Consider the following 15,763-nt stretch of genomic DNA (forward strand, 5'->3'; position numbering starts at 1 on the left):
CTCGGATCAGGAGTATTAGTCGGACTCGATTTCTCGATTCAGACCTCGATATACGACACCGACTGCGACGCCACCAGTTTAGGTGGCGTCGGGCATGCGCATCGGCATAAATCGTCGCTGAGCGCCGCTTCTCGTCCGTCCGGTCCCGTGGTGGAAATCCGCGGGCCGGTGCACTCGATGATGCCCAACGTCTTGCAGACCGGGCACCACACCGGATCGTGCTCGTAGGCTTGCTCCCGGCCGCCGATGAGGTCAGCACTGTCGCCTCCTTGCACGATACCGCCGACTGTCGTCGAATCGCCCTTCACGATGTCGTAACGTCGCATGTCGACTCCGCTCAGACCGCGCCCGGCCGCAGCCGCAGGCTGTTCAACAGCGTCTCCCACGTTTGCAGCGCGCCAGCCTCATCGACCGGCGACGTCGCCTCGTCAGGCTTCAAATCGGGACTGCTCGCACCGAGCAGCAGCTGAATAGCGGTATGCGGTTTCGCCAGCGTGCTTGGATCGCCCGGTGCGAGCAGGTAGAAGCGGTAGGACGTGATCTCGCCTTCCTTCAGCGCGAACAGGACTTCCTCGGCGTCCATCCCAGCCACCGTGCGTTTGCCTTGTCGCAAGATCCGGTAGCTACCGCTCGACACGCGATCCATCTGCGCACGCAGTGCGGGCAACGTTTTGGTCAGTGACTCTTTCTGGTCCGCATTTACTGAATCGCGCATCTTGACGACGAGCAGCGCTGGCCGCCCCGGCATCAGCGCAATCGACTGGCTGACCTCCTCGGTGAAAGTTGACGAACCCGTGGCAATTCCGCCGTCGAAGCAGAATCCCGATTCGGTCGGTACCGACCAGTTATCGCGTGCCTTGATGCGCCGATAGAGATCGGTGTAAACAGGCTCAAACTTGTCCAAACCACCTGAGCCAATTGACCCAGTTGTATGGAACAAGGTGTTGTTTTCGTAAATATAACCCTCTGTCTTGAATGGCAATTTCACCGCTTTTGCCACCCCTTCTTGATAAGCAAAAACTTTTGACACTTTTGTGGGAGAAAGTGCGGTCTCAAGCCAAATATGCCCTGACTTATCCTCTGGATTTGCAGGATTAAAGCGCCGCTTTGTGCGCAATTCCCGTTCCAAGCCATCAACCTTGGTGTGATAAACGGCAGGCGGTACGTTGTACTGCGTCTCCAACGTATCTCCCCAAAACTCGTATCGCTGATTCGTGATTTCGCTTGCCACTGGCCGGTCGAACACGAAGCGACCGACGCACCACGGGCGCGACTTGGACAACAAGGGATTCGTCATGGTTGGTTCCCCCGAGAACGTTATCGAGCAGGCGCACAAGCCCGCCACTAAAAAGAGAAGTCGGCCAATTCGCGTCAGCATTTCGGCTCCGGGGCATCCTGCGCGATTTGCACGATGCTGTAGAGGAGCGCCCAGCGCGCCCACGGATGGTTATAGCTCTCCTGATGCACATAGCCTCCTTGGTCAAACACCATTTGTACGCCTGGAGCCGCTCCGCCGTCCACGCTGCGCGCGGGGGCTTCGGCCGACCAGACCGGCACCGTTCCGTCACCTGGCACGATGCCATTTTTTTGGGGATCGGGCGCGTCGCTGCCCGGCGGCAGCTTCGCTAACTTCTGCACCTCGAATTCGATAGTGACATTGCGAGAGTCCAGGTGCACGCGCAGCGTGCCGGTGTGAGAATCGTCGTGTTTTTCCCCCAGGAACCGTGCGGCGCGCAGTTCTTCTTCCGTTACATCCGGCGGTATATTTCCTTTCCAGATCACCGTGCCCCAGGCCAACAGATCGTCGAGCTTTTCGCTTTTTTCGATCTTAGGTTTGCCGTGGTCGTCGCCCGATGCGGTTGATTTCTTGGGTGTCAGCGCCCCATCCCCATATGCTACATATGTTTTATCGTGGTATTTATTTTTTATTGCGTATTGATTGCCTATCACGGATAGCATCGTTTCGGCGAAGTTATCGACCACGGTCTTTTTGGTTGGGCTTTTATCAAGGCGATCCTTCACAATTCCAGCAGGATCGAGCAACGAAGACGATTGCTTCGGAACCAAGCCGTACCAATCTTGATTAATATAAAGCTCGTTGTATACATCGCCGTGCGTCGGCAACTTCATCACCGGAGTGCCGTCGAGCCGCGCAAAGATCCACCATGCTTCGCCATTGTGGTAGTCCGGCATCGGCAACAGTTCGAGCGCACCCGGTGCGTTTGCGGCCACGGCCACGAATTCATCTGCGTTGCTGCCAAGCAGAGCACCATTGATGAAGCCGTTCACACCGCCTTCGCTACCGCCCCCGGTGCGGAACCGCTTCGCGGCGATCGGCGCCCCAGTCGCCGGCAGCACGTTGTGGAATACACCGTGCATTAGGCCCGCCCCACCGTGCATCGCGATCGCCATCCGTGCGACCAGCCCGCCCATTGAGTGCGTGAGGATAATCGCCTTGCCGCTATGATTCTCCTCGATGATCTCCCTGATGCCCATCAGTCGCATTTTCTTGCCGGTATTCTTGTCCTCGAAATCCATGCCGTCGATGACCTGCTGCGCCGACTTCTCATTCGATTGAAGCCAGTTGTAGCCGATTGCATACACCCGGTACCGGTACTTCGCGAAATGCTCGAACACGGCCGACTCTTCCGTGATCGCCTGGCCGCGTTTTTGCGCGCCGGCATCGGTCGCCCCGTAGTCGGCCGGGTCGGTGCCGAGCACGGGCTTGAGCGTCCACTTCTTCCCGTCGGGGTCGGTTTCGATCCACGCTCCCTTGTGCTTGCCCATGTACTTCGGCTCGTTCAGTTGCTCCTCGAGCCACGCCAACATCGGTTGATAGCTTGATCTGTAGACTGAGCCCCAGCCGCGTCGACGTGCCTCTGCCTCGTCTACATACTGGTCTTCCTTGTCATCCTTCTGGAGCTTGCCGGCGCGAATGGGGCCGAACGGAGTCACCTTGGCCAAGGTCGCGTCGAATTGGGTTTCCCGCGAGGATGCGCCCTTGAACCACATGCCGATCAGTGCTGGCAATGCGCCCGCTTTTCCGAGCAAGCCGTCCGTGTTCGGCGCGAAAAACATTTCTTCGCCGGTTTCCTTGTTGACCAAGGGCGATCCCATCACGCCCGGCAGGAAGATCACTGGGATGATCGGCCGCACGTCGCACAGCAGTTCCTTAGGTCGCGTGTCGCTTGCTGGCGTCAACGTGAAGTGTCCAACCGACGCACCGTCCTTATCCGTGCGTCCAACCTGGCGCACAGCTTGCTCGGCGTCGTCGCTAAAGTCCGAACCGCCACCGGATTGATTTGTGTTATCGCTCATTGTCGTTCGTCAAATTCGCGCATCGATTATCGGATCATGCGGCAGGACCGTTCGGCTTCGGCCGCAACGCGCGCACCGCCAGCTTCTCGATATCCTCGCTCTTCTGCTCGGTGATATGTCCCAGCTCGTTCGTCATCCCGGACAACTTTGTTCCATCGCCACGGATCAACTCGTACGGGTGGTTTTTTAGCACCTCGCCGGAGATGCGATCGCGCAGCACGTATGGATCGTTGAACTTGGCTGTCGGCATGCTGTTCATGTGTTCGGCCACCGAGCTCGGCCCCTGTCGGCTGAACGACGCCGACTTGATCGTGCGGCCGCCGCGCGTGCCGTCCTCGATGCCGTCCTTCGTGATGCGAATGTACGAGCCGCCGCACTTGAAAATCAGTTCCTCGGTCGCCTCGATCACGATCCGCTTCTTGCTGAACAGCGACGTATCCTTGGCCGAGTTCAGTTTGATCTCATCGGTATGCGCCGACAGCTCGATCGGCCCCTTGGCGGCGAACAGCTTCATGCCGGCCTTCTGGACGAACAGGCTGATCTTCTCCGCCGCGGCCGCGATGAGCGACTTGCCGCTGGCCAGGTGGGTGCTTTCGCCACTGACCACGTTGACTTCCGCTTCCGCCACCACATGCGCGGAGCGGTCCGCCACGGCCGCAAAATCCGCCGGCGTTGCGATCACGATCACGGGCTTCGCGAAGCTGTTTGCGTTGCCGGTGCCGCCGCCGGCCGTGACACCCCCCGACGTCTGCCCCGACACCGCATGCTGCACGACCGTCGTCAGGTCCTTGAGCGCATCCTGGCCCGCCTGCAGTGATTCGGCCTGTGCGGACGTGCTGGCGCTCGACAGCGATTCCACCAGCATGCCGACCTGCTGCAGCCGCGTGCGGGCCTCGTCGACACTGAGCTGCTCGTCGTCGTAGGCTTTCGCGTGCGTGCTGATCGACAGGCCCTTGCTGGCCCGCACCGCGCCGTATTCGTCGGCGTGCAGCACGAAGCCCTGGCCGAGATAGCGCCCGCGCGTGTTGCCGTCCTGCTGGATCAGGTAGCCCTGCGTCAGCGCCGCGTAGCTCTTGCCTGTGTAGCTGATAAGCCGCGTGCCACCCTGATTCGTCGCGTCGTCATGCACGAAGGCGTTGTACGCACCGGTGTTGCCGAAGCCCATCGACTGGAAGCCCGACAGCAGCACGTTCGTATGCCACTGTGATGGCGTCGTGCCGCCGTTGACGCGCCCCAAAATAAAGGGCTTATCGCAATCATTTCCCCAATAGCCGATGATGACCCATTCGCCCGCGCGCGGCACGTGCACTGCGCCGTAGCCGTTGCCGGTATCGGACTGCATCGACGATAGCAGCGGCGACCCATTGAACGCGCCGTCCGGATTTTTCCGGTCCCATGCGAAATGCACACGCACCTGGTTCCGCTCGTTCGACCAGGCTTCGCTTCCTTGCTGCGTGACAACGAGCGCATGCTCGATGGACATCGCCGGCTTCGGATGCTCGAACGGGCTGCGAAACTCGACCCGCGCGTCCTGTGCTTCGACCTCGAGCACGAAGAAGCCGGCCGTACCGTCCTCGGCATGGCCCGGCGTCGTGAAACGGTTCCCGTGCGCCGCCTGCTGCTCGGCCAGCGTGGCACGCAGACTGAGCGGGAACTCGGTCATCGGCTGCCCGATCGGCACGTTATTCTCGATAAACCAGCGTGCTTCGACGACCAGGAATGTCCGATCGGCATCGTCGCGCGCAGAATGACGCGGATGATCATTCAGTACGAAGCGTAACCCCGCATCGAGCCAGCGCAGGCCGCCGACCCCGAAGTAGCGCTGCGCACGCGCATCCCATCCTTGCACGCGCCGGCGCGCACGGGCCTCGCCGCTGTCGGAGTCGGGATAGCCGTAAGCAGTCGGCTCGTAGACGGTCATCGGTACATCCGGAATACCGCGGTTCTCTTTGTGTCGCTCGTCGCCCGATACGTAGGAGATGGCGTTCAGCCCGCTTTGCGCCTCGAACTTGGAAGCCGGGCGCTTGTAATCGAACGCGCGCGATACATACCGCAGACTCTGCATCGTCTGCATCGCCGCCCAGTGCGTCAACCCGTTCACGGCCTCATGATCACCGGCACCGCGTACGAAGTCGGCCGGTTTCGCGTCGGGCAGCGTTGCGATCTGGTCGACAATCACCAGCGTGGTTTTGGGCGTCTCGCCGTCGCGGACCGGTTCGTGCACCCAATAGCAATACCAACCTTCGTCTTCGAGCAGGCGATGGAAGAAATGCAGATCCGTTTCGCTTTGCCGGCACCACGAGCGTATCGCCGGCTCCCGGTTCAGGTTGAAACGGAATCGGCCCTGCAGCTGTGGATAGCGATTGAGGAGATCGGTCATGATCTCCTGCGCAGTCTGCTCGAGCCAGCCTTCGTCGTTATGCGTGCCGCCCAGGAACACCAGCGCCGACGAAAATTCGAGCTGGTACGTCGACAGCCCGCCGTCCCCGCCCAGGTAGCCGACGCGGTGCACGAAGCCGTGGATCGGGCGATACACCGGATCGGAATAGGGAGCGCTCGGCTGTTGCAGCCACAGCGTGACGGGCTGATGCATCAGCGACAGCAGCGCGGTGTCGTCGCGCAGCGACGCGACATCGAGCGTCCAGTGATAATCGCGGCCGATCCGGGCCGATCCGCGTGCCCGCAGCGGAATCAGCGCATTCTGGCCAAGCGGCGTATCCAGCTTCAACAGCCGGTTGTGCTGTAACAGGCCCCGGTGGATCGCGTTATACAACTCGCGATATTTCAGTTCCCCGGACGCGGGTGGTCTGAGTATCATTTTTCTCTCAATGTTTTTCTAGAATTTGCCGCCAACGATGATGCGGCAAGCCCATTGTAGGCAGCGTCAATGACGCAAAACTTCAGCGATTGTCAAATATATTGCTCTAATTTCGAGCGCCACCCCGCAAACCGACGAGCACCGCCTTGATCTGCGCGTCGATCTCGCCAGCCAATTTGCCCCATTCAGCGGTGACCCGCCGGGCGGCTGCTGCCGTTTGAACCGCATGCAATCGTGCCGACACCTGGCGGCATCCGGCCAGCTCGACGCGCATCATGCCGGCGATCGCCGCGACTTCTGCGTGCTCGTCGTGGGTCAGCTGTCGCGCGCGGCGCATCTGATCCACCCAATCGGCCAGTTCGTCGGTCCAGTCACGCAGGCGATACAACCGCCGCCCGAACGATGGTGTACCCGTAAAATCGGGCAGGAAGTGAACTAGAAGCGCCTCGTTCCCGGCCGCAGTCGTCACGATAAGCCGATCGGTCGCGTCGTCGATGGCTTCGAGCCGAGCGTCGTCGACGAACGTGGTCACCGTCGGCAGCAAATCGCGCTTGCGCTCGACCAAAGCGCGCACTTCGGTCATGAACCAGCTCGCCATCTCCGTCGACGTCCGGTGGGGTGTCAACGGCTCGCAGGTCTGCCACAGTCGCTCGACTTGCTGCTCACGCATTGCCCGGTCGGGAAGCAGTCCAATATCCCACGCGGACAAACACATCTGCGTGGCCTTGCGGCGCCATTCGGCGTCGCGCATGCCGAGCACGTGCGCCTGCACGTAGGTTCTGAAGCATTCGCCCGGGGTCGCGCGCGGCAAAAGCGGCTTCATGACCCGCGAAGTGGCTTCCTTCCCCATTTCCTTCCCCTTGCTGAACCAGCGAGCGGCATCCTGCCAAACGCCTGCAGCGATACCGTACCAAAGGTGTCTGGATTCGGCTTCCATCTTTCAATGTCCGACTATACTGGATTTTTATCGGACAAATTGGAATACGCATGCTGATCGGTTACGCGCGCATTTCGACCGACGACCCGCATCTTGACCTGCAACGCGACGCGCTCGCGCAAGCGGGATGCGAACGCGTGTTCGAGGATACCGCCAGCGGCGCGAAGGCGGAGCGGACCGGATTGACGGCGCTGCTGTCGGCGCTGCGCTCCGGCGACACCCTGGTGGTCTGGCGACTCGATCGACTCGGCCGCTCGCTGAAAGACCTGATCTACCTGGTCGAGCGGCTCAATGCCGTCGGCGCCGGTCTGCACAGCCTGCAGGACGACATCGATACGGCGTCGACCGGCGGCCGCCACGTGTTTCACCTGTTTGATGCGCTTGCCGCGTTCGAGCGCAATCTGATTCGTGAGCGGACCCAGGCCGGCCTTTCGGTGGCTCGCGCCCGTGGACACAACGGCGGGCGCAAGAAGCGGCTCGATCCCGAGCGTGAGCAGCTTGCCGTGCAGCTTTATCACGAGCGTCGCCATACCGTGGAAGAGATCTGCCAATTGATGGGCATCGGCAAGTCCACTCTCTACAACTATCTGACCGAGGCTGAACGAAATGCTCAGCGGGCGGCGTAAGGCGAGCCCGCCCGACTCGCATGTCAGCGAACGACTTCGTTCGTTTTCGCTACATTCACTCATGATCCCGTGCCACGTTGCCACGGCGCGGCTTCCAGCAAGACGTCGCTGTATTGGTCGATGGGAAAGCTCAAGGTACCTCGAAAGTTCACGTGTGCAAAATGCGCGGGGCCCATCCTGCGTAACCACTCGTCGTCGACTTGCCGCCCCTTGTGACGCCAGGCGTCCACGGTCGCCTGCATGCGTTGTGTGTTCCAGGCGATCACGAGATTCGTCAGCAGCGTCAACGAACCCGAAATGGCGACCATTTCGTCGCGACGCCGACCGCGCTCGGGTGCGACCCGGCCGGTGTAGATGGCACGCTGAAGCTGGTGTACCGATTCTCCGCGATTGAGCAGCGTATGCAGCTCTCGGCGGAACGCCGCGTTGCTGAAGTAATCGCACAGGAAAAGCGTGCGCAACAACTTGCCGAGGTGATCAGCGGCCCGATGCACGGGATCACCTTGTGCGGCACTGCCGAACCGCTGCAGCGCGACCACCGCGCTGACTCGGCCCGACTGAATCGAGGCGACGAGCCGCAACAGTTCGTCCCAACCAGCGCGAATTGCCTTGAGCGAAACGTCGTGTGCCACGACGGGCGCCAGACCTTCGGAAACAGCAAATCCGCGCGGCAAGTACAACTTGCGCTCGTCCAAATTGCGCAGGCCTGGGCACAGGTCGAAGCCGAGCAGTTTCGACACGGCCATTCCGACGCTCGTGTATCCATGCGTGTCGACTGAGAGTCGCTGCAGACCGCCATCGTCGCGACTTTCGTTATGTCGCAGAACACCTTCGATGGCTACGCCCGCCTGCCGTTCGTTCAGCACGATCGGTTGGTTATAGACAATGCCATGCTGATCCAGCACGTGCGTATAGATGCCGACCGCGTGAGTTCGGCGCCGCGGATCGACGCGGGCGTAAAAGAGATGCGGCGACGTGTCCAGACTCATCGAATCGCTGGATGCGTGCCGTCCGGTGCCCCACAGTTCGGTAATCGGATGGGTGCGCTGGAATTCCACCACTCGCTCGTTCGCTCGCGCCAATCGTCCGGGCATTTCGAGTGCCCGCATTGCCGTCGCGATAGGTGCCAAGTCGAGTTGCGGGACCATCGCCACGACACTCTTCGCATCGAGATCCGTTCCGTGCGCGATCAGCGCGGCATACAACGACACAAGTTCGTTCGCGTCGCGCGCGCGACGCGCCAGCAGCGTTTCGCTGAAGCCGGTGTGAACATCCATCTCGATGAGCAGATCGGCTAACTGCGTGGTGCCGATTTCCTTGAACATCAAGTCGCGCGTGCGCCTCGGGGTGCCATCGGTGGGCATCGCCTCGAGCGCTGACAGGTGCAACGCACCATCTGGCCCAATCGTGACACGTCCGGCCTCAAGCGCCTCGTTGAGCGCGGACAGTCCCGCCTTCAGGTGGCTCGTCAGCCGCTCCAGGAATGGCTCAGCCTTGTGTGGCAGACCGAGGGATGAGACATGCCGGTCACGCTCGCGCTCCCATTGCGCGGGCGGGATCAGTAGTTGGTCACGAGCACGGAACGACAGGCTATGACTGATCCACACCGATCCGCGTCGCAAGCTCTTGCGGAGTCCCATAATTGCCGAAGCCTCGAGCGCTCGCATTGCCCGCACGCGATCCTCGCCTTCGACGAGATCCCGCCAGCTTGCGCTCACGGGCACCTCGCAGTCGGTGGGCAGTTCGGTTATGCCGCGGTCGTGCAACGTGCCGAGGAGTTCGAGTTGTTGCAGGCTCGGCTCAGCCTCCCGGCCGGACAATTCCAGTTCGCGTAACGGCACCAGCAGATTGCGGATGCGATGATGATCATCGGTCAGCGTTTCGCGGACGCTGGCTGCGTGACTCGTTGGCGGTTTGTCCGATAGATCCACGAGCAGCTTACTGATTTCGGTGAGCCGGTCCTGTGCGGACCGACTCGTATCGTCGACGAGCGCCTTGATCGAGATCAGTTGCTGTCGGTACTCGACAGCGGACCGAGCCTGTTTGACCGTCGTCCGATCGTAGGCGCGTCGGACAAGGTCGGAGACACGGCGTCCCGTTTGATATAGCAGTGCGTCAGTCAGCTCCAGCAATGTGACGTGCAGGAAAAAGATCAGTTCGATCGTGCGCGTCGAAGCCTTGAGTTCACGAACTTTGGCGGGCCGTCGAGCCTATATGCGCAGCGCGTAGGCGCGCTGCTTTTCGATCGGCACCGCATCCAAGTCCCATGTGTGGGCACCGAGCGACTTCAGGAAGCGGACCTTCGACAGGGTCTCGGTAATGGTCGACGGGCTGTGCCGTGCCGGAGGCGTCTTCAGCCATTCGAGCACGGTCATCCCAGAGGTACTATGTTGTGTGGACAAAACCGCGTCGGCACGCACCAGTTGGGCGTCGCTGACGGTTGCCTGGATCGTCACGAGCAACCCGCGTTCTGCCTCGGCCCAGATCGCCCGCCCCAAGTCCCGTAAGGTTCGCTCGGCGGGAATCAAAAGCCGCCGCTCGTACAGCCAGTGGTACGCGTGCTGCACCAGTTCGTCGAGGGTCAGCGATTCGGCAGCATCCTGCCGCATCCATGCTTCGAGGCCAGACCACTGGTCAGCGCCCATCGACGCCAGTCCGAGATACTCGCACGCCCATACCTGGTGCTCGTATTGAGTCTTGTAGCGTTGGTAGAGCGTGCGCAGCGACGCAATCGACGGTGTCGGCAAACCGAGTCGCTCGCCGACATAGCGCAGCAAATGTCGTGGCAGGGTGCCGACGTGATCCAGCGTGTGACCGCTGGCCCGCAGAAAGACCAGTTGGATGGCAGCGCCAGCACGGCGATCGCGCCGGAAACGGTCGTTGATCGCGGCCACGTCGCTGTCGCTCAGCGCAAAGTAACGCTCGACGTCGAACTCCGACAATCGCGCCGGCAAGCGATCCTGCCCCACATACCGAAACTCCAGGCCTGGCATCTGCTGCCTCCCGTCACGGTCGCAATGGGAAATTGCGGGCAAGTAGCTTACCTCACATCACCGCCAAGAAAGCAGACGATAGTCGGAATCTCCATGAAACCCTTGGTGCACAAGGCTCTCCGGCGAAACCGCCAGATTTTGCACGAAAAGGACGATTACCCCTGATAGTAGAACGTGCTGCGAGCAAGCCCGGCAAGTTGCAGCAGGCCGGCAAGCGGGTAATGCTGCCTCAGCTCGAGCACGATCAGCGTTCGCTCTTTTGCGGTTGCCGACCGTTCGCCTGAACCAAGGCGTCGAGCTTTTTTAGGTACGCATTCTCCATCCGTAGGCTGTTCAGCTCGTCAATCAGGTCCTGGCGGCTGCGATCGTGATCGGAATTCTGTTGTTTCTCTTGGTCAGAGGGCGTCTTTGACATCGTCTTGCGGCGCTCGCCGGACACGCGGCCGAGTGCTTTCGGACCGCCTTGATTGAATTTCTCTTCCCACTCGCCGATCACGTTGAAGCGGCGGATATTGAACAGAGCTGCAGTTTGTCGCTGCGACAAGCCTTCCTCGTGCATCCGCTTCAGTACCGAAAGTTTGAATTCAGCGCTGAAATTCGTGGGAGCCCGCTTCTTTGTCCGCACGCCTTCCTCGCCATGAGCCCGATAGCCGGCAATCCATTGCCGCAGCGATGAAACATCGACGCCATGCCGTTGTGCAACAGCTTTTAGGCCGGACTCGCCGGAGCAGTAATCTCTGACGGCCGCCAGCTTGGCTTGGTCCGTGTATTTTCCCATAGTCCCTTCAGGTCGGAGTCCAACCTTCGGGGTTCAGTTCAAAATTAGTGGGAACTACGATACCTTCGATCAGGCCCCGTGAGCGAACGGCCGCTCCGAGTCGCTTACCTTGAGACCGCCCTGTCCGAACGAGCGAGGCCATCTCATTACCGTGGATGACACCGGCGGAATTTGCCCGCCAGTGCACCGATCGGGGGATTCAGCCCGCTCCAAGGAGCCGGAATTTTTCAACTAAGGTCTGGACGGAAATTGAGCTAGCCTCAGTCCTCAATCAGCCTGTGGTCCGGTCAATAGCTGTCTGGCTGATAGTGGTGGCGGTGCTTGTGGCGGCGTTGTGGTCGCTGTGGCGGCGCTTCATCGTCGTAGCCGTATCTGGGCGCGCCGAGTGCAGCGCCGGTCACATTAGCGGCCCCGCCGAGCGCCGTTCCCGTAACGCCGGCCGCCCCCCCGAGCGCTGCCCCGGTAACGCCGGCTGCCCCGCCTAGCGCGGTGCCTGTGATATTGGCTGCGCCACCCAGTGCCGCACCGGTGATATCCGCTGCGCCGCCGAGTGCCGAGCCAACAATACCTTGTGCCAGGACAGGTGATTGACCGAGACTTGCAATCAGAACCCCCGCGAGCGCCATGATCGGTGCTTTCTTAACAATAAACATGTTCCACCTCTACTTGATAATTTAATCGATCCCTGATCGTTGAATCAGGTTGTCCGAATATTATAAGGATGCCGATCCACCACTACGCACCTTACAAAGTGTTACTCGGGATGACCGACGTGGACTTTTTCGTTATCGGATTATGTCGAGGAATTACCGTAATCGGGCAAGTCAATGGCGTCAGCTTTCGGCGAGAGAAATTTTGCGAGCACGGTTTTGAAGCCTGGTAAGTTCGACATTCGCAGGACGGCCTGCCCAATGGCGATGCCAATGCGGGAATGAGGCGACGCAAGGCAGGGCGCGATCTTGGATACGTTCTGCTGTTGATGTCCACGCAGAACTGACCCACCTAAGGCAGTAATTTTCATCGAATTTTGACCCACGTGATTGAATGCCCTGCTCAATCTTTGAGCAGGGGATACAGAGGTGATCACGGTGGGCATATTGGCCAAGATCAGGCGGATGTATTTCCGCGAGAAGGTCCCGCTGCGCGAGATTGCCAGGCGCACGGGCCTGTCCCGGAACACGGTGCGCAGCTGGCTTCGGCAAACGGATGCCGTTGAGCCGAAGTACCCGAAGCGCGTCAGCCCGAGCGTCGTCGACGAGTGGGCCGCGCAGCTGACGGGCTGGCTGCGGGCGGACAGCCATCGCCCGAAGCGTGACCGGCGCACGGCCCGGTTCATGTTCGAGGCCATCCGCGGCGAGGGCTACGCCGGCAGCTACGGCCACGTCAGCGCCTTCGTGAGACGCTGGCACGAGGAGCAGGCTGAAGCCCCGCGCAGGAAGGCCTATGTACCGCTGGCCTTCGAACCCGGCGAAGCATTCCAGTTTGACTGGAGCTGCGAATACGCCTTCATCGGCGGGTTGCGGCGACGCCTGGAGGTCGCCCACGTCAAGCTCAATGCCAGCCGGGCGTTCTGGCTGGTCGCCTATCCGACCCAGAGTCACGAGATGCTGTTCGATGCGCACGCCCGCGCATTCGCCGCGTTTGGCGGCGTTCCGCGCCGCGGCATCTACGACAACATGAAGACCGCCGTGGACAAGGTCGGCCGCGGCAAGGAGCGCGCGGTCAGCGCCCGCTTCGAGGCAATGTGCGGCCATTACCTGTTCGAGCCGGAATTCTGCAACCGTGCCGCCGGCTGGGAGAAGGGCATCGTTGAGAAGAACGTGCAGGACCGGCGCCGCCAGATCTGGCACGAGGCTGCGCTACGACGCTGGGAAACGCTGGAGATTCTGAACGAATGGGTCGCGGGCCAGTGTCGTCAGGCCTGGCAGATGCGGCACCCGCAGTGGCCCGAGCTGACGGTCGAGGACGTGCTGCAGGACGAGCGCACCAGGCTGATGCCCAATCCACGCCCGTTCGACGGCTATGTCGAGCAGACCCTGCGGGTGTCGTCGACCAGCCTCATCCACTTCCAGCGCAACCGCTACAGCGTGCCCACCGAGTACACGAACCAGCTGGTGAGCGTGCGCTGCTATCCGGCATATCTCAGCGTCGTCGCCGACGCCCAGGAGATCGCACGCCACGAACGCAGCTTCGAGCGGCACATGACCTTCTACGACTGGCGCCATTACATCACGCTGGTCGAGCGCAAACCCGGCGCATTGCGCAACGGTGCTCCGTTCGTCACGATGCCACAGCCGCTGCAGCAGTTGCAGCGGCACCTACTGAAGCACCCGGGAGGTGATCGCATCATGACGCAGGTGCTCGCCGCGGTGCGCGAACACGGGCTCGATGCCGTGCTGCTTGCCGTGCAGGCAGCGCTGGACTCGGGACGCCCCAGTGGGGAGCACGTTCTGAACGTGCTGAGCCGGTTGAAGGCGCCCACCACGAGCACCAACCTCGCGACGACGAAACTCCAGCTTACCGAAGAGCCGGCCGCCGACGTGAGCCGCTACGAAACCCTGCGCGCCAACCCACCGGAGGACCGTCATGTCTAACGACATCGCCGCCCAGCTCAAGGAGCTCAAACTACATGGCATGGCGAGCACCTGGCCAGAGCTGCTGGCGCAGTCGCGTCACACGGAGTTCGACCCGGAGCGCTTCATGAAGCAGCTGCTGATGGCTGAGACGGCGGAGCGACAGGTGCGCTCGATCGCCTATCAGATGACCGCCGCTCGCTTCCCGGCTCACCGCGACCTGAAGGGCTTCGACTTCGCGCAGGCGCACGTCGACGAAGCGCTGGTTCGAGAACTCAGTGACCTGTCGTTCCTCGCAAGCGCACACAACGTCGTGTTCATCGGTGGCCCCGGCACCGGCAAAACGCACCTCGCCTCAGCGATCGGAATTGAGGCCGTGCAGCGCCACGGCAAGCGAGTGCGCTACTTCTCGACCGTCGAGCTGACCAATGCACTGGAGCAGGAGAAGTCCATCGGCAAACAAGGCCAGATCGCCCATAAGCTGATGTACGTCGACCTGGTGATCCTCGACGAACTGGGCTACCTGCCGTTCAGCCAGACCGGTGGCGCATTGCTGTTCCACTTGCTCTCGAAGCTGTATGAACACACGAGTGTCGCGATCACCACCAACCTCAGCTTCGGTGAGTGGGCGACCGTGTTCGGGGACGCAAAGATGACGACGGCGCTGCTGGACCGCGTCACCCATCACTGCCACATCGTCGAAACCGGCAATGAATCCTGGTGACCTGCCTGATTTCTTCGGGCCATTTCAATCTTGGAGAACGGCCTCGGTTGCGTCAGTTGAACAATACTGCTGCTTGAACTCGTCGGGCGTCAGATACGCCAGACTCGAATGCGGCCGGACGGCGTTGTAGTGACGCCGCCACTGCTCGATCACGACCATTGCCTCGGCGCGTGTCCGAAACCATTCGAGGCTCAGGCACTCGTCGCGGAATTTACCGTTGAAGCTCTCGTCTGCCCCATTTTGCCAAGGCTTGCCCGGATCACTGAGCGCCATTTCCATCCCGCTATCCGCTGCCCACTTCAGGATGGCCCGCGATACGAACTCCGGGCCGTTATCTGAGCGCAGGTAGCGTGGTGCGCCGTGAACGCTGACCAGTCTCGACAGAACATCGATGACCCGCCCTGAGCGGATCGATCCCGCAACATCGATGGCCAGGCACTCCCGTGTGTATTCATCGATCACCGTCAGGCATTTCAGTTGCTGGCCGTTAGCGCAGGCGTCGAACACGAAGTCATACGCCCAGACATGCCGAGCCGCCGTCGCTGGCTGGGGCCGCGGACGACGGACCGACACACGTCTGCGCGGACGCTTGCGAGGCACCTGCAGCCCCGCAAGACGCCAAAGCCGCCATGCGCGATCCGCGCTCATCGGATGGCCTTGCCGTTCCAGAAAAATCTGGATTCGCCGGTACCCATAACGCGGATACTGCGCCGACAGAATGCCCATCGCCGCCAGCACCGGCGCGTCGCGCACAGCGAGCGTCGATTCGTAATGCAGCGCCGATCGCGCCACCAACATCAGCGCGCACGCACGTCTCTCCGACAGGCCCCGCGCTTTCGCGTAAGCGACCTGCTGGCGTCGGGCGGGCGCGCTCACCACTAATAGGATGGTCCGCCCCTCCCGTAATCGCGTAATCTGGGCCGACGCCTGTTTCCGTCCTCGGAGGTGTGCCATGAGCCAGCAGTGCTCTCCTGCGATTGCCCGCATGGGCATCGA

At 61.3% G+C, this 15,763-nt stretch carries 11 protein-coding genes and 1 pseudogene; 3 read left to right on the forward strand and 9 right to left on the reverse strand.

Translation table 11 applies throughout. From position 1 onward, the window contains the following. Positions 1–38 precede the first annotated feature (38 nt). The 5 genes from G3N64_RS29445 to G3N64_RS39955 all read right to left on the reverse strand — a co-directional run bounded on the left by G3N64_RS29445 (position 39) and on the right by G3N64_RS39955 (position 7,073). A complete protein-coding gene (locus tag G3N64_RS29445) occupies positions 39–326 on the reverse strand; it encodes a PAAR domain-containing protein (protein WP_205787212.1) in 288 nt (95 codons plus the stop codon). Between the two features lie 11 nt (positions 327–337). Continuing rightward, entirely contained in the window at positions 338–1,297 is a 960-nt protein-coding gene (locus G3N64_RS29450; protein WP_205787214.1) for a T6SS immunity protein Tli4 family protein, read from the reverse strand. A 74-nt stretch (positions 1,298–1,371) separates the two neighbouring features. Further along, the gene (locus tag G3N64_RS29455; protein ID WP_205787216.1) at positions 1,372–3,318 is read right to left on the reverse strand and encodes an alpha/beta hydrolase; all 1,947 of its coding nucleotides are present in this window, start codon (positions 3,316–3,318) and stop codon (positions 1,372–1,374) included. A gap of 34 nt (positions 3,319–3,352) precedes the next feature. Continuing rightward, positions 3,353–6,136, reverse strand: coding sequence for a type VI secretion system tip protein TssI/VgrG (gene tssI, locus G3N64_RS29460; protein WP_205787218.1), 2,784 nt, complete (start codon positions 6,134–6,136; stop codon positions 3,353–3,355). A gap of 106 nt (positions 6,137–6,242) precedes the next feature. Beyond that, the gene (locus G3N64_RS39955) at positions 6,243–7,073 is read right to left on the reverse strand and encodes an Imm75 family immunity protein (RefSeq protein ID WP_241021265.1); all 831 of its coding nucleotides are present in this window, start codon (positions 7,071–7,073) and stop codon (positions 6,243–6,245) included. A 50-nt stretch (positions 7,074–7,123) separates the two neighbouring features. On the opposite strand from G3N64_RS39955, the gene G3N64_RS29470 reads away from it, so the two are divergent. Beyond that, the gene (locus G3N64_RS29470; RefSeq protein ID WP_205787220.1) at positions 7,124–7,699 is read left to right on the forward strand and encodes a recombinase family protein; all 576 of its coding nucleotides are present in this window, start codon (positions 7,124–7,126) and stop codon (positions 7,697–7,699) included. Positions 7,700–7,758: 59 nt separating this feature from the next. Here G3N64_RS29470 and G3N64_RS29475 read toward each other — a convergent pair. The 3 genes and pseudogenes from G3N64_RS29475 to G3N64_RS29485 all read right to left on the reverse strand — a co-directional run bounded on the left by G3N64_RS29475 (position 7,759) and on the right by G3N64_RS29485 (position 12,123). Further along, positions 7,759–10,692: pseudogene (locus G3N64_RS29475) on the reverse strand (Tn3 family transposase). Between the two features lie 244 nt (positions 10,693–10,936). Then, positions 10,937–11,470, reverse strand: coding sequence for a helix-turn-helix domain-containing protein (locus G3N64_RS29480; RefSeq protein ID WP_205787222.1), 534 nt, complete (start codon positions 11,468–11,470; stop codon positions 10,937–10,939). A 287-nt stretch (positions 11,471–11,757) separates the two neighbouring features. Further along, the gene (locus tag G3N64_RS29485) at positions 11,758–12,123 is read right to left on the reverse strand and encodes a hypothetical protein (protein WP_241021267.1); all 366 of its coding nucleotides are present in this window, start codon (positions 12,121–12,123) and stop codon (positions 11,758–11,760) included. Positions 12,124–12,558: 435 nt separating this feature from the next. Between G3N64_RS29485 and istA the strand changes: the two genes are divergently transcribed. Beyond that, positions 12,559–14,064, forward strand: coding sequence for an IS21 family transposase (istA, locus tag G3N64_RS29490; protein ID WP_205787232.1), 1,506 nt, complete (start codon positions 12,559–12,561; stop codon positions 14,062–14,064). Then, a complete protein-coding gene (gene istB / locus G3N64_RS29495; RefSeq protein WP_205787224.1) occupies positions 14,057–14,767 on the forward strand; it encodes an IS21-like element helper ATPase IstB in 711 nt (236 codons plus the stop codon). Before istA ends, istB begins: the two co-directional genes overlap by 8 nt. 24 nt (positions 14,768–14,791) lie before the next feature. On the opposite strand, the gene G3N64_RS29500 is transcribed toward istB, so the two are convergent. Further along, positions 14,792–15,763 (reverse strand): IS3 family transposase (locus G3N64_RS29500; RefSeq protein WP_241021268.1); only part of this gene is annotated, 972 nt, incomplete at its 5' end.

This window comes from Burkholderia sp. Ac-20344 (assembly GCF_017104975.1).
GTDB lineage: Bacteria > Pseudomonadota > Gammaproteobacteria > Burkholderiales > Burkholderiaceae > Burkholderia.